Raw genomic sequence first — 14374 nt, forward strand, 5'->3', positions numbered from 1 at the left:
GGCAGATGACTGATCCCCTTTACCCAACCAAGCCCCGTCCAGGAGACCGGATCGCAGTGCTGTCCCCTTCCTCCGGCCTGCCCGGTCTCTTCCCGCTGCCCTACGAATTGGGCCTGCGCAGGCTCCTGGAGGATTTCAGTCTGAAGCCAGTCGAATATCCGACGAGCCGGAAGATGGGTGCCACGCCGCAGGAACGGGCCGCGGACATCCACGCGGCCTTCGCGGACCCCGGCATCAAGGCGGTGCTCGCCAGCATTGGCGGCGACGACCAGATCACTGTCCTCCCGCACCTCGACCACACTCTCCTCCGCGCCAACCCCAAGCCGTTCTTCGGCTACAGCGACAACACGAACCTGCTGCTGTTCCTGCGAAACCTGGGCATCGTCGGCTACCACGGTGGCTCAGTGATGGTCGAGTTCGGACGGCCCGGCGCGATGCACCCGATGACCGAGGGCTCCCTTCGGTCGGCGTTGTTCACCTCTGGCAAGTATGAACTCACCTCGTCAAACACCTGTGGGGACGTTGGCCGACCGTGGGAGGACCCGCACACCTTCGGGTCCGAACCGGAGATGGAACCCGCGGACGGCTGGTCCTGGCACAACGGCGACCGGGTGGTCGAAGGCATCAGCTGGGGCGGCAATCTGGAGATCATCTCCTGGCTACTGATGGCCGACCGCACAGTACAACCGGTTGACGCCTACGCAGGCAACGTGTTGTTCCTGGAGACTTCCGAGGAAATGCCACGCGCCGAGGAGGTCTACCGGATTCTTCGGAACATGGGCGAGCGAGGGCTACTGCAACAGTTTCCCGCGCTGCTGATGGGTAGGGCTAAAAGCTGGTCGTTCGAGAAGCCGCTCAGTACTCAGGAGAAAGCGCACTTCCGCCAGCAACAGCGTGCGGCCGTCATACGGGCTCTCCGGCAGTACGCTCCCCGCACCATGACAGTGTTCGACGTCGACCTTGGCCACACCGACCCGCAACTCGTGATCCCCGTCGGAGGACGAATCCGGGTGGACGGCCCGGCGCGCCGGATCATCGTCACCTACTGAACCTGAGCCTCTCGGATCACCGTCACAGCGTCGGCGAGCCGGACAGACCGGGCAAACCATGGGATGTCACGCCGCGCTCATGGTCGAGGGACCAGAAGAACCGCGACTGGATGGGTGGGTCAGAGAGCAGCCTGGCGCTCGAACGCGCCAGCGCTGGCGCCGCGGTGCGGTAGCTGCACGGATCGGGGGCCCGCACCGTTCTGGTTGAATGCGCGGTCGTTCCTCGTCCTCGTGTCACTGGCCGTACCAGCCCCCGCAGCCCGGATCCCGCTCACTACGGTGATCGGGTGAGTGTGCACCGGCTGCGGGTCGCCCTGCTCGACGTCGACCCCCGGCGGTGTGGTGCCGGGTGCATGTGCTGTCGGCGGCGCCGCCTGACGAATCCTCCTGTGTGCGAGCGCCGGCCGGGCTGAGCGGGCGCTCGCACACAGGTCAACAGGTCAGCAGGTCAGAGTTCCGCGGCGCAGGGCGTGGCCGCCATCGTTGCTGTCATCGGACCAGACGACCTGACGGGATCCGCCGGAGCAGCTCGCCGCGGGTGCGAGCGCGAATCCCTCGTTGTTGTAGTTGCTCATTCCGCTGGGACGCGCGTACACGGCGGTGCCGGCGAAGACTCCCGACGCGTTGATGTCGAGGACCGCCGTCCGACCCTGGCAGGTGTCGTCGCATTCCGCCCACAGGTGACCGGTACTCGGATCGAATTCCAGGTCCATGACGGCGGAGAACCCGCTCGCGAACGTGGCGACCCGGGTGTAGGTGGTGCCGGCCTGGTTGAGCGCGTAGGCGTAGACGGAGCCGTTCGCCTCCAGCCCGGCGAAGTACAGGCCGGTGCCGTGCCCGGGGTAGCTCGCCGGGTTGTAGGCGGCGCCGGTGTGGTCGTCATGGAAGCCGTGCGCGGTCAGGTAGGAGTCGGGAATCCACGAGATGGCTTCCAGTCCGCTGTTCGCGGCCACCGCCGGCAGGTCGGCGGTGAGGTTCCACTCCCCCGTCGCGGTCAGCGCGGACGCGCTGGAGGTGGCGTCGAACCGGAGGATCTCCGGGCGGCTCACGCCGCTGTTGGCGTTGTTGCGCTCGGTGGCGACGAACAGTCCGTCCGGGGTGGTGACGACGCCCTCGGCGTCCGGGTCACCGGTGCCGCCGGGGTAGTGCAGGGCCTTGCCGGACGTCCAGCCACCGGTGGTGTCCGGCGTCCAGTTCGACCCGCTGGGGACCAGTCGGTAGAGGGTGCCGGGGCCGTTCTTCACCGCCCACAGCTGGCTTGCGTTCTCGAACGACAGGCCGCTGAGGTTCTCCCCGAACACGTTCGCCGCGTCGGCGACGGACACGGCGCTGCCGCCCGGCCAGGTCGCCGGCGGGCAGGAGTTCGTCGCCCCGCGGGTGGACGCCGCGGTGGTCGTGAACGCCCCGGTGGCGTCGGGGCAGCGCCCGTAGGTCGTCGACGCGTGCGACGTCCAGGTGTAGGAGTCGACCGGGGTGGTGACGCCGGCCTGGTAGAGCCGCACCGAGTCGGCGGCGCCGAGCCCGAACACGGGGTCCACGTCGAGGACCAGGTGGCCGCCGACGGCCACGGAGGTGCCGGCCGGGATCGTGAACACGTGGGTGTCGTCGTTGTCCCGCACGCTCCAGCCGGAGACGTCCACCGCGGTCGTCCCGGTGTTCGCGAGCTCCACCCAGTCACCCGGGCTGCCGCCGCTGGACTCGATCTCGTTGATCCGCACCGTCGTCGCCGCCTGGGCCGCCTGGGGCAGCGCCACCAGGCCGGCGACACTCGCCAGGCCCAGCACCAGCGCTGTCCCCGCCGCGGCGATCGCGGGCCGGCGGTGCGACCCCGAGCGCGACCGTGACCACACCGATCGGGAAGCCGCCGGTGGGGTAGCTGCCGACGGGGCAGATGTCGGCAGGGAAGGTAGGGAACCACGTGACCATCGGCGCACGGAGCGGACTCCTGTTCCACGGACCAGGCAGGGGGGAAACCCCGCTCCCTGCCGTGGCGAAGCCTTCCGCACACCGGCGACGACCCGCTGAACGCGCCACCAACAACATGGGCAGCACTGATGACCACTGCGCGCAGCCGCCCGGCCGCGCTACGCCCAGGATCGCACTACTGCCACGCCGCGGCGGCCTGCCCGGTGCGAGGACACCCCAGCCGGCCAGGCCGCCCGCCGGACTAGGAGATCCCGAGCAGTTCGACCTCGAAGAGCAGGTCGGACTTCGGCGGGATGACCGGTGGGAAGCCGGCCTCACCGTAGGCGTAGTCCCAGGTGATGGTGAGGACGGCCTTCTGGCCGAGGGAGAGCTGGGGCACGCCCTCGTCCCAGCCCTGGATGACCCGGCCGATCCCGATCTCGGTCGTGAACGGTGTACCCCGGTCACGGGACGAGTCGAAGACCTTGCCACTGCGCAAGGTGCCGACGTAGTGGATCGTCACCGTGTCGCCCTTCTTCGGGAACGTCCTGCCATCCCCCGGCGACAGCGTCTCGATCGAAACACCCATGCGAAATGCCTCTCCTACCTCGATGGAGGCAAGCAGACCGGCCTCCGGACGACACCCGCCCGCGGAACCCGGCCCGCCGCCCGGCTCCCTCGACCCTAACGGTCCTTCGTGCCAGCCATGCCCCCACGTGGTAGGGCCCTCGCCGACACCGCGGAACCACCACGTGGAGGGATTCGGGGGCTCAGCCAACGGCCAACGGCCATGCCGCGGCTGGCCCACAGGAGCGGTGATCGTGCGGAATCGGTGGGTGGGCGCGGCAGGGATCGAACCTGCGACCACTCGCTTGTAAGGCGAGCGCTCTCCCGCTGAGCTACGCGCCCGGGAGTAGCCAGAGCTCCAGAAGTAGCCGGAGCCACAGCCCGCCAAGCTTACGCCTGTGCGCCATGAGGACGACACCGCAGCCGTAGCGCGGCGGAGGGGGAGCCGGTGGCGGCAGTGCTCGCGGATGGCGGCACCTGGGCCCCGAGGGCCCGGCAACGCGCACCGACTCCCGTACCCACAGTCTAGAGGGCGGCGAGGGCCTTGAGGTACTCGGCCTGGTCGCGCGCGTCGGGAATGTTGTTGACGACCTTCCAGCGCACGACGCCCTCCTTGTCGATCACGAAGGTGCCGCGTACGGAGATGCCCCGCTCCTCGTTGAAAACGCCGTAGGAGGACGCGACGGCGCCGTGCGGCCAGAAGTCGGCCAGCAGCGGGAACTCGTAGCCCTGCTGGTCGGCCCAGACCTTGTGGGCGAACGGCGAGTCCACGGAAACGGCGAGGACCTGCACGTTGTCGTTCTGGAAGGAACCGAGGTCGTCCCGCACGGAGCACAGCTCGCCCTGGCAGACACCGGTGAAGGTCAACGGGTAGAACAGCAGCACGACGTTCCGCCTGCCGCGGAAGTCGGCCAGGGTGATGACCTCGTTGTTCTGGTCCTTCAGCGAGAAGTCCGGGGCGACGGAGCCAACTTCGACAGTCACGAGCGCTTCCTCTCCACAACGATGGGGATGATCACGGTGACGCCAACTCCGATCAGGCCGACATCCGTCCAGGACACCACCACGACCGGGCCCGCCGTCCCCTACTGCCAGCATGCCAGTTACCGCCAGCATGCCAGTTTCCGCCGGCCGGGAACCGATCGGTGCGGCGCGGTGTGGCCCACAACGGGCGGCGTGGATGTTTCGGGGCCCGCGCCGCCGGCAAGTTTCACGCTCCCGAGACACACAGGCGGCGAGTGTTGAGGTGTCATCGGCCAGACTGGCCTAGTCTGGCCGATCGACGCGGGAGCCATCGACCAGACGTGCGGTACCAGGGTGCACGATCCGCGTACGCCACCGGCATGGACACCGATGAGGGCAGGACCAACGTTGACCGACCAGAGCGCGACCCCCCACGGCTTCCCTGAGCCGCATGGCCAACCAGATGTCCACGACCGCCATGGCTGGTCATCCGATCGTGCCTACCAGACGGGTCTTCCCCCGGAGCCGCCCTACCCCGCCGAGCAGCCGCGTCCGGGCGGCCAGCCGGCCAGGGAGCCGCACCCGATCGACGGGCCGGGCACGTCCACCGGGGGCTTCCCGATCTACGCGTTCCGCGAGTCGCTGTCCGGGGCGGAACCGGAGCAGGGCTACCCGGCGACCCCCGACTACGGCTTCCCCGGGCCGGACGGGCCCGCTGGCCCGGTCCGCGACCTCGGCGGCGCCGGCATGCTCGGCAGGCATCGCAACCCGTTCGCCGCCTGGCTCGGCCTGCCGCTGCTCACCCTCGGCGTCTACCCGTTCGTCTGGGTCTACAAGACGAACCGGGAACTGGCCGAGTACGACCGGCGCATCCAGGTCAACCCGACGTTGTCAGTGCTGGCCTTCCTGATCGGCTGGCTGGTGATCGTGCCACCGTTCGTCGCGGCCTGGCGGCTCGGTACCCGCACCCGCGCCGCCCAGCACGCCGCGGGCGTGCCGGAGACCAACCCGGTGCTCGCGTTCGTCCTGTTCCTGATCGGTTTCGGACCGCTGTTCCTGCAGCTCGAGCTCAACCGCCTCTGGGATCGCTACCCGGGTGCCGTCGAAGGCCAGCAGGTCCCGCTGTACCGCTGACCCAACCCATCACCGCTGACCCAACCCCTCCGGCCCGTGCCCGGGTGTCGCCCGCGGGCAGGCGAAAACCGCGGACGCGGTCGGACCACGCCCGCGCGCGCCCGCGGCGCCGACGGTGGCACACCACCACCGGGACGCCGCCGCGCGGCGGACTCCGGCCACGCGCCGCTCGGCCGACCGGAAGCCGCCCACCCCCAAGGCGGGCTCCGGCCACGCCGATCCCCCGGGCCGGCCTGGCACCCGGGGACGACGCCGACGCGCTACTCAGCGATGGCGCGTGCGCTGCGACTTGGGGGCCGCGAGCCGCTGACCGGACCACTCCTGGGCCGCGCTGAGCGTGCTGGTCTGCACCAGGCCGGCGGTGGGCACCGCGTCCAGCACGTCGCTGGGAGCAACGTGACCGTCCCGTCCCGCCTTGGGTGTCAGCAGCCAGATCACACCATCGTCGGAGAGCTGGCGGCGCGCGTCGATAAGCGCGTTCGCCAGATCACCGTCGTCGTCGCGCCACCACAGCAGCACGATGTCGACGACGTCGTCGGAGCCCTCGGGGACTAGCTCGGTACCGCTGGCACTGGTCACCGCGTCCAGCAGGTCCTGGGCGATGTCATCGTCCTCGTTGAGCGACTGCACCTGGGTCCCGGCGGAGACTCCCAGCCGCTCCGCCCGGCGCTGACCCTCGGCGTTCGCCGCGGTCGGACTCACCCTGCGCTACCTCCTGTTCGTTGTTGACGCTCCGCGGTGGGCGCGGAGACGTCCTGTTCGTGTGTCGACACAGCCCGCGATGGTGTCCATCACGCGACGCGTCTCGACCTAGTCCACCGGACCTGCCGGTGGCTGCGCAAGTGCCACGCCGTCAATCGTGGGCCGACCAGGGCATCCTCGATGATGGAGGTGGGTGGCAGGTACCCGGCTGCGAGTCGTTTCATCCCGGCGACACGGACCTTCATCCTCGCCCGGCCCCGTCTCACCCCGCCATGAGGGACAGCCTGACCGTACGGTCGGGGTTGTCCACGTTGAGGTCCACCAGGGCGATGGACTGCCAGGTGCCCAGGGCGAGCCGACCGGCCAGCACCGGGACGGTCAGGGACGGCGGGATGAGCGCGGGCAGCACATGGGACCGACCGTGACCCCGCGAACCATGGGCGTGACGCCAGCGATCGTCGGCGGGCAGCAGCTCGGCCAGGGCCGCGAGCAGGTCGGCGTCGCTACCGGAGCCCAGCTCCAGGATGGCGAGGCCGGCCGTGGCGTGCGGCACGAACACGGACAACAGGCCGTCACCGGAATCGGCGACGAACTGCGCCGCACTCGCCGTGAGATCCACCACACACTCACGATGGCCGGTGTGCACGGTCACCGTGGTGGTCTTCATCCGGGTGTCCATCACGGTGATTGTGCCGCAGAAAGTGCCGTGAGCGCGGCATCGACGCGGACGACATGTCAACAACGCCACGCCCATCGCCCGATTCACTACTCAAAAGTAACCGAGACGTACGTGACGACGTCCCGACGACGGAGCACGATGGAACCAAGGCGCATGCCCGAGCGGTGGCCGGCCGCCCCCACATCCGGGGCGCTGCCGGCCTGGACGAGGTCAGACCACGAGGCATGACACATGGGCCGCCGCCCACGCGGGGAGGATCTTCCCGCGTGGTCCGACGGCCCCGGAAGCTTGAGGAGCAGGAGAAGGCGTGGCGCAGGACACGAACCGGAGTTTCTCGATCATCACCGATGGTCTGCCGAGCCAGCTGCCCGACATCGACCCCGCGGAGACCGGCGAGTGGCTGGAGTCCCTCGACGCGGTCATCGAGGAGTCCGGCCGCGGCCGGGCCCGGTTCCTCATGCTGAAGCTGCTCGAGCGAGCCCGGGAGAAGGCGGTCGGCGTTCCCGGCCTGACCAGTACGGATTACATCAACACCATTCCCCCGGAGCGGGAGCCCTGGTTCCCCGGGGACGAGCACATCGAACGCCGTATCCGCGCCTATATCCGGTGGAACGCGGCCATCATGGTCAGCCGGGCGAACCGCCCGGAGTTCAACGTCGGTGGTCACATCGCCACCTACGCCTCGAGTGCCAGTCTCTACGAAGTGGGATTCAACCACTTCTTCCGGGGCAAGGACCATCTGTCGCACTCCCCCGGCAGCGACTCCGGCGACCAGATCTTCATTCAGGGTCACGCTTCGCCGGGTATCTACGCGCGGGCCTTTCTGGAGGGCCGGCTCACCGAGCGCCAGCTGGACGCGTTCCGACGCGAGAGCGAGTCGGGCGGCCTGTCGTCCTACCCGCATCCGCGCCTCATGCCGGACTTCTGGGAGTTTCCCACGGTCTCGATGGGGCTCGGCCCGATCGACGCCATCTACCAGGCACGCTTCAACCGTTACCTGCTCAACCGCCAGATCAAGGACACCTCCGGTAGCCGGGTGTGGGCGTTCCTGGGCGACGGCGAGATGGACGAGCCGGAGTCGATCGGCGCCCTTGGCGTCGCGGCCCGCGAGGAGCTCGACAACCTCATCTTCGTGGTGAACTGCAACCTGCAGCGCCTCGACGGTCCGGTCCGCGGCAACGGCAAGATCATGCAGGAGCTGGAGTCGTTGTTCCGCGGCGCCGGCTGGAACGTGATCAAGGTCGTCTGGGGTCGCGACTGGGACCCGCTGCTGGCCAAGGACACCGACGGTGTCCTGGTCAACCGGATGAACACCACCCCGGACGGGCAGTTCCAGACGTACTCGACCTCGTCCGGCGACTACATCCGTGAGCACTTCTTCGGCTCGGACGCGCGGCTGCGCCGGATGGTCGGGGACCTTTCCGACGACGAGCTGCGCAAGCTCTCCCGCGGTGGCCACGACTACCGCAAGCTGTACGCGGCGTACAAGGCGGCCACCGAGCACACCGGCCAGCCCACCGTCATCCTGGCGCACACCATCAAGGGCTGGACGCTGGGCAAGGACTTCGAGGCCCGCAACGCCACCCACCAGATGAAGAAGCTGACCAAGACGGAGCTCAAGGAGTTCCGCGACCGGCTCTACCTGGAGATCCCGGACTCGGCGCTGACCGGCGACCTGCCGCCCTACTACCACCCGGGGCAGGATTCCGAGGAGATCCAGTACATGCGGGAGCGTCGGGCCGGCCTCGGCGGTTCGATGCCCAAGCGGGTCGTGCGGGCCAAGCCGCTCCCCCAGCCGCCCGCGAAGATCTTCGACGAGCTGCGCCGGGGTTCGGGCAAGCAGCCGGTGGCCACGACGATGGCGTTCGTCCGGTTGCTCAAGGACCTCATGAAGACCAAGGACCTCGGGCCGCGCTTCGTCCCCGTCATCCCGGACGAGGCCCGCACCTTCGGTATGGACGCGATGTTCCCGACGGCGAAGATCTACTCGCCGCACGGGCAGCGCTACGAGGCCGTCGACCGCGAACTGCTGCTGTCCTACCAGGAGTCCGAGTCCGGGCAGATGCTGCACGAGGGCATCAGCGAGGCCGGCAGCATGGGCTCGGTCATGGCGGCCGCGACGTCCTACTCGACCCACGCGCAGTTCATGATCCCCGTCTACGTCTTCTACTCGATGTTCGGGTTCCAGCGCACCGGTGACCAGATGTGGGCTCTCGGTGACCAGCTCGGCCGGGGCTTCCTGCTCGGCGCCACCGCCGGACGCACCACGCTCAACGGCGAGGGGCTCCAGCACCAGGACGGCCACTCGCTGCTGTTGGCCAGCACCAACCCGGCCTGCATCTCCTACGACCCGGCGTTCGCGTTCGAGGTGTCGCACATCGTGCGCGACGCCCTCGACCGGATGTACGGCGAGCGCGACGAGAACGTCTTCTACTACCTGACCGTCTACAACGAGCCGGTGCCGCAGCCGGCCGAGCCCGAAGGTCTCGACCCGGCCCAGATCCTCGCCGGCCTGTACCTGTTCCGTCGGGCCACCGCGCTGACCGGCGGCGGACCCGACGGCGGCTCCGACGGCGGCACCGCGCCGCGGGCGCAGCTGCTGGCCAGCGGCACGTCCATCCACTGGGCGCTGGCCGCGCAGGAGCTGCTCGCCAGCGACTACGGTGTCGCCGCCGACGTCTGGTCGGCGACGTCCTGGAACGAGCTGCGGCGCGAGGCGCTCGAGCGTGAGCAGGACAACCTGCTCAACCCCGAGGCCGACAGCCCCGCTCCGTACATCACCCGTGTCCTGGACGGCGCCCCCGGCCCGGTCGTCGCCGTCTCCGACTGGATGCGTGCCGTCCCCGACCAGATCTCCCGCTGGGTACCGCAGCCCTTCACCTCACTGGGCACCGACGGCTACGGCCGTTCCGACACCCGGGCCGCCCTGCGCCGCCACTTCAAGGTCGACGCCGAGTCCATCGTCGTCGCCACCCTCGAATCCCTGGTGCGGGCCGGCGAGGTCAAGGCCAGCACGGTCGAGGACGCGATCCGCCGCTTCGGCCTGCGCGGCACCCCCGACGCCTGACCGACCCCGGTCGCACGCGTCGTCTCGGGCCCGCATCGGCAGCCGTCATGGCTTCCGGTGCGGGCCCGACCCGCGTCGGCGTCCGTCCCCACCGCCCGTCCGGCGGATCCTTACGACTTCGAAAGTGGCGACGTGAGGCCCACGGGGGCAGCGGGCACGATCCGGCTACCCGATGTGCCGGGCGTGGCGGCCACGAACGCGGGAGCGGCCTCGGCCGGGACGTCTCGGAACCCACTCGCGTGTGCGCGGCCACCGGACGTCCACCGGCGCCGGCCGCCGGTGGGCGCCCCGGCCGCACACCGGAACCCCGCTGGGCCTCACGGGTGGACGACGGAGCCCGCCAGGGCGACGCGGCCACCCGGACGCCGACCACCGGGCGCCGGCGGGGAGCCGCGGGGGAGCCCGTTCGGACCGGCACGGTCGGGGGGAGGCGCCCACGCGGGCGGCGCGGCGGGCCGGGTGAGGGTGAACCGAGAAAAAATTTCTCCGCCAGCGGTCCGGTACACCGCGCAACGGACAGGCGAGACGGCTCGGCATCCGGCTGGGCACAGCGGGTGGTGCAGGTGAGGCGGGGTGCGGACGGGCCAACGCACGCCGGCACCATCGTCGCGGTCAGTGACGAACACCGCAGGGCGCTGCGCGGGCGAGGCGGCGCGGGCCAGCTGCGCAGGGCGGCCCGTCCAACGCGGAGCTACCCCCGGACCAGCACTGTCATGCCCCACCGAATGGCACGACGAGTTCCACATCGGGTCGCCAATCATTAGTCTCACGAGCGTGGCATCCGGAGATCGGCGACGTGGAGTAGGTAGCCACGGACCGGCTGTGTGTGGCACTCCCCTCATCAGCCGCCACACGCCGCTACGGTGTCCGAGAACAACGGTGCGTGGTCTTCGCGATATCGCGGGCCACGTGGGGATCCGGTCCAGCCGGCTGATCAACGCCGGCCCCCGGTTCACCGGCACAGCGCGCAAGGATGTGGACGACGGCTGCCCGGTGCACGCCGTGACGGTCGAGGAGGACCACGCCGTGACGGTCGAGGAGGACAAGTTGAACGGGGTCCCGACAGCCGCCTGGTGGGCGGCATGATCTTGCGGGCGCGTCGGATCGAACGGCTGGAGGAGCATCCCAACCTGCGGGGCATCCTCGGCATCCTCGCCCAGCTTGTGCACACCAGCGATACCGAACTGGGCGCGCTGGCCGGTGCCTGGCGCAACTCCGGTTACCTGGCCGCGGCGCGGGACAAGGCGCTGTCACCGGATTCGCCGCTGATCGTCGAGGTGCTCGCCGCCTTCGACGCACTCAGCGCGATCTACGCCGACGACCTGGCCGGCGCCCAGTACGTGACGGTCGAGCCGTCGGTGGCGGCCACCGCGCTGCGGGCGATGCGCGACGCGGTCGCCGCCTCCTACTCGCGGCCGATCCTGGGCCGGGCCGAGTACGCGGCGCTGATGCGGCCATGGCGGACGGTCTACCCGCGGGCTCGTTCACACGAGCCTGACCTCGGCCCCGCCGCGGCGGACGTCAAACGGGTCCTGGCGGCCCTGCCGGTACTCGCCGGTCGCTGCCACAACCCGGACAGCCTCGAGGTCTACGACGGCCTGCTGGTCAGCGCGCTCACCCGGGATGACACCGCTCACCAGCAGGCCATGGAGGCGGCGTTCGCCAGCGCCGTGGTCACCGGCCGGCGCCGGGTCTGGACGTTGGTACGCCGCAGCGCCGCCGAGGGATTCTGGCGGCTGTGCCCGGACTGCCGTGGGCGACGGGCCGGCCTCGACTCCGGTGAGGATCACCGGGTGATGGAGCTGTGCGCGGATCTCGCCTGCGCCCTGCTCGTCGAGGACCTCCTCGACACCGACCAGTTCACCCAGCTCACCCGGCCACTGCACACCCTCGTCCCGCTGCAGCACCGCGGTAGCTGACCGGGCGGGATCACCGGACCGGCGGGCCGGCGGGGTGTGACGGAACGGTCGTCAGGCCTCGCCGGCCCGGCGGGGACGATAGACGATCAGACGGGCCGAACTGGGGGCGATCACGATCCGGTCGACGCCCTCGGTCACCTCGCCGTCGCAGGCGAAGGGCAGCGGGCTGGCCGCACTGGACGCGATCAGGACCCGTTCGACGGTGCGCTGCTCGTAGACCCGGCTGCGGCCGAGCCGACCGGTGAGCACCGCGCCGATCAGGCGGGCCCGGGCCAGCGGCGCCGCGGCGTCGACGACCCGCAGGTCGAGTCTGCTCTCGTCGAGGCGGCTGCGGTAGGTCGGCGCGAAGCCGTCGGGATGGTAGACGCCGTTGCCGACGAAGATCAGCCAGACCCGCCGTCGCTCGCCGTCGATCTCGACCTCGAACGGCGTCTCGTGGCGCAGCACCCAGCTCAACGCGATGATCATCGATGGCCATTTGCCGAGCCGACGTTCATACCGTTCGCGCAGGGCGACCATGTCGGGATAGCCGCCGAGGCTCGCCGTGTTGACGAAGATGCGGGAGATCCGGTCGAACTTCGCCGAGATGCCGTCCGCGTACCCAAGATCGACGGCGACCGCCGAGCCCGTCCGGATGGCCTGCACCGTGTCACCCGCGCCGTTGAGGCCGAGGTCGGCGGCGAAGTGGTTGAGCGTGCCGGCCGGGAAGACGGCCAGGGGGGTGCCCTGGGCGACCGCGAGCTGCGCGGCCGAGTTGATGCTGCCGTCGCCGCCGGCGATCCCGAGTACTCGACACGACGCCGCCGCCTTCGCCAGCGCGTCGCCCATGTCCTCGGTCGGGCCGACCTCGATGACGCGGGCCCGCGGCAGATCCGCGCGCAACACCGCCACCAGGTCGTCGTGATGCCCCTGGCCCGAACGGGAGTTGACGACCACGGTGAGACCTTCACCGTCGGGCAGGGCCGGCGCCCACGCCGACGCCGGGCTCGCCCGGGCCGGAGCCCAGGGTCGGCGTGGCATCACCTTGGTCGTCAGCAGCCCCGCACCGACACCCAGCGCCACGCCGGCCAGCACGTCCCCGGGGTAGTGCACACCGACGTACACCCGGGAGAACGCGACCGCCGCGGCGAGCGCGGCCACCGGCACCGCGGCGGCCGGGGCGTCCAGGGCGACACCGGTGGCGAACGCGGCCGCCGACGCCGCATGTCCGGACGGAAAGGAGAACGTGGACATGTCGCGGGAGAGCCGACGCAGCGGCGGGATGCCGTGGGTCGGCGGCCGGTCGCGGCGGAACACGAACTTGGCCGGGCCGTTCGCGATCACACTGGCCACACCGAGGCCGAGCAGACCCCGGGCCGCCGCCGGCCGGCGCCGCCCCTTGGTCGTGCCCAGCGCGGCGGCCACACCCCACCAGAGCAGGCCGTGGTCGGCCGCGTGGGACAGCCTGGGCAGCAGCGGGTCGATCAGTGGCCGCCCACCGGCCAGCGCGGTGAACAGCGACCGGTCCGCCCGCGAGAACGCCGCGGCGAATGTCTGACCAGCCGCGATGTCACGCCGCATCAGGAGTCGGGCCCGCCGCAGCCCCGGCCCCTCGCCGCCCCCCGCCAGCCCCGCCAGCCCCGCCAGGCCCGCCAAGCCCGGCGGCCCTGACCGGCCAGGCGGACTCAGCGCTCCCGGCAGTCCTGACCAGCCTGGTGGTCCGCAGCGATCCGCCCCGCGCCGGAAAACCGTTCCGGCGCGGGCGACCGCTGCCACTGCCCGCGAGTCCTTCGATCTCACCGCCACGACCGCACCGTACCCAGCTGGGCCGCCGTCCGATCATCAGGGGCGAACGTCACATGCCCCGGGTCGGTTCAGACGGGCAGAGCGGTGTGACCGGCCCGGCGCGGTGCCGGCGTGCAAGGAAACGATGCCGCTCGAGGCGGGGTGCGTCGAGGCTCCACCGTGCGGCCGGTCGGCAGGATCTCCCCGGTGTCCTCGAAACGGATCACGCCGTTGCACAGCAGGCACCAGCCCTGGTCCCAGTGCTCGCTGGCGAGCCGGGCCGCGTCGCGGTCGACGTCGTCGGCGGCAGGGCAGGGTGGCGAGTGCGGGCAGTCGCAGGGCGCTGGACCGGCCCCGTGCGGGGTCGGGCCCCCGGCTCTGGCCGAACCGGCCGAACCGGCGAGCACGCCCGCGTTGGCCGAGGCAACCACGGCGTCGGCCGAGGCGGGCACGGCAGCAACCGAGGGGGCCGCGGCGCCGGTGGAGGTAGAAGAGGGATCCGGGTCGTCGCCAAGCACCTGGGGCGCCTGCGACTCGTCTGAAACACGAACACCTTGCACGAGCACCAGACGTTACGCCTCCTCGTAAGAAGCGTCACACCGAGGCGCATGTGAAGGGCCTGGCG

Annotated in this window: 12 protein-coding genes and 1 tRNA gene; 5 read left to right on the top strand and 8 right to left on the bottom strand. The window is 70.6% G+C overall.

The annotated features are described in order from the left end of the window. The first annotated feature begins 5 nt into the window (after positions 1-5). The gene (locus MXD59_RS06225) at positions 6-1049 is read left to right on the top strand and encodes a S66 family peptidase (RefSeq protein ID WP_248823809.1); all 1044 of its coding nucleotides are present in this window, start codon (positions 6-8) and stop codon (positions 1047-1049) included. Between the two features lie 440 nt (positions 1050-1489). Here MXD59_RS06225 and MXD59_RS06230 read toward each other — a convergent pair whose 3' ends face one another. From MXD59_RS06230 to MXD59_RS06245, 4 genes are all read right to left on the bottom strand, one after another. Continuing rightward, positions 1490-2833, bottom strand: coding sequence for a lamin tail domain-containing protein (locus tag MXD59_RS06230; protein ID WP_248823810.1), 1344 nt, complete (start codon positions 2831-2833; stop codon positions 1490-1492). Positions 2834-3216: 383 nt separating this feature from the next. Beyond that, positions 3217-3543 carry an FKBP-type peptidyl-prolyl cis-trans isomerase gene (locus MXD59_RS06235; protein WP_163549922.1) on the bottom strand — a complete coding sequence of 109 codons (327 nt, stop codon included), beginning with the start codon at positions 3541-3543 and terminating at the stop codon, positions 3217-3219. Positions 3544-3791: 248 nt separating this feature from the next. After that, positions 3792-3863, bottom strand: a tRNA-Val gene (locus MXD59_RS06240). 183 nt (positions 3864-4046) lie between these two features. Continuing rightward, the gene (locus MXD59_RS06245) at positions 4047-4505 is read right to left on the bottom strand and encodes a peroxiredoxin (RefSeq protein ID WP_248814621.1); all 459 of its coding nucleotides are present in this window, start codon (positions 4503-4505) and stop codon (positions 4047-4049) included. Between the two features lie 387 nt (positions 4506-4892). On the opposite strand from MXD59_RS06245, the gene MXD59_RS06250 reads away from it, so the two are divergent. Continuing rightward, positions 4893-5618: a DUF4234 domain-containing protein gene (locus MXD59_RS06250; protein WP_248823811.1), complete on the top strand. Its 726-nt coding sequence runs from the start codon at positions 4893-4895 to the stop codon at positions 5616-5618. Positions 5619-5882: 264 nt separating this feature from the next. On the opposite strand, the gene MXD59_RS06255 is transcribed toward MXD59_RS06250, so the two are convergent. Next, positions 5883-6320, bottom strand: coding sequence for a DUF3052 domain-containing protein (locus MXD59_RS06255; RefSeq protein WP_163549925.1), 438 nt, complete (start codon positions 6318-6320; stop codon positions 5883-5885). Between the two features lie 262 nt (positions 6321-6582). Then, positions 6583-6987: a secondary thiamine-phosphate synthase enzyme YjbQ gene (locus MXD59_RS06260; RefSeq protein ID WP_248823812.1), complete on the bottom strand. Its 405-nt coding sequence runs from the start codon at positions 6985-6987 to the stop codon at positions 6583-6585. A 319-nt stretch (positions 6988-7306) separates the two neighbouring features. Between MXD59_RS06260 and aceE the strand changes: the two genes are divergently transcribed. The 3 genes from aceE to MXD59_RS06275 all read left to right on the top strand — a co-directional run bounded on the left by aceE (position 7307) and on the right by MXD59_RS06275 (position 11985). After that, positions 7307-10066: a pyruvate dehydrogenase (acetyl-transferring), homodimeric type gene (gene aceE, locus MXD59_RS06265; RefSeq protein ID WP_308301653.1), complete on the top strand. Its 2760-nt coding sequence runs from the start codon at positions 7307-7309 to the stop codon at positions 10064-10066. Between the two features lie 909 nt (positions 10067-10975). Beyond that, positions 10976-11152, top strand: a complete 177-nt coding sequence (locus tag MXD59_RS06270) for a hypothetical protein (RefSeq protein ID WP_248823813.1) — start codon at positions 10976-10978, stop codon at positions 11150-11152. After that, positions 11149-11985, top strand: coding sequence for a hypothetical protein (locus tag MXD59_RS06275; RefSeq protein WP_248823814.1), 837 nt, complete (start codon positions 11149-11151; stop codon positions 11983-11985). Before MXD59_RS06270 ends, MXD59_RS06275 begins: the two co-directional genes overlap by 4 nt. A 51-nt stretch (positions 11986-12036) precedes the next feature. Here the strand turns inward: MXD59_RS06275 and MXD59_RS06280 are convergent, their stop codons facing one another. Continuing rightward, the gene (locus MXD59_RS06280; protein ID WP_504858340.1) at positions 12037-13620 is read right to left on the bottom strand and encodes a bifunctional phosphatase PAP2/diacylglycerol kinase family protein; all 1584 of its coding nucleotides are present in this window, start codon (positions 13618-13620) and stop codon (positions 12037-12039) included. A 218-nt stretch (positions 13621-13838) separates the two neighbouring features. After that, positions 13839-14201: a DUF5999 family protein gene (locus tag MXD59_RS06285; RefSeq protein ID WP_248823815.1), complete on the bottom strand. Its 363-nt coding sequence runs from the start codon at positions 14199-14201 to the stop codon at positions 13839-13841. Positions 14202-14374 lie beyond the last annotated feature (173 nt).

The organism is Frankia umida, assembly GCF_023242945.1.
GTDB classification, from domain to species: Bacteria; Actinomycetota; Actinomycetes; order Frankiales; family Frankiaceae; genus Frankia; species Frankia umida.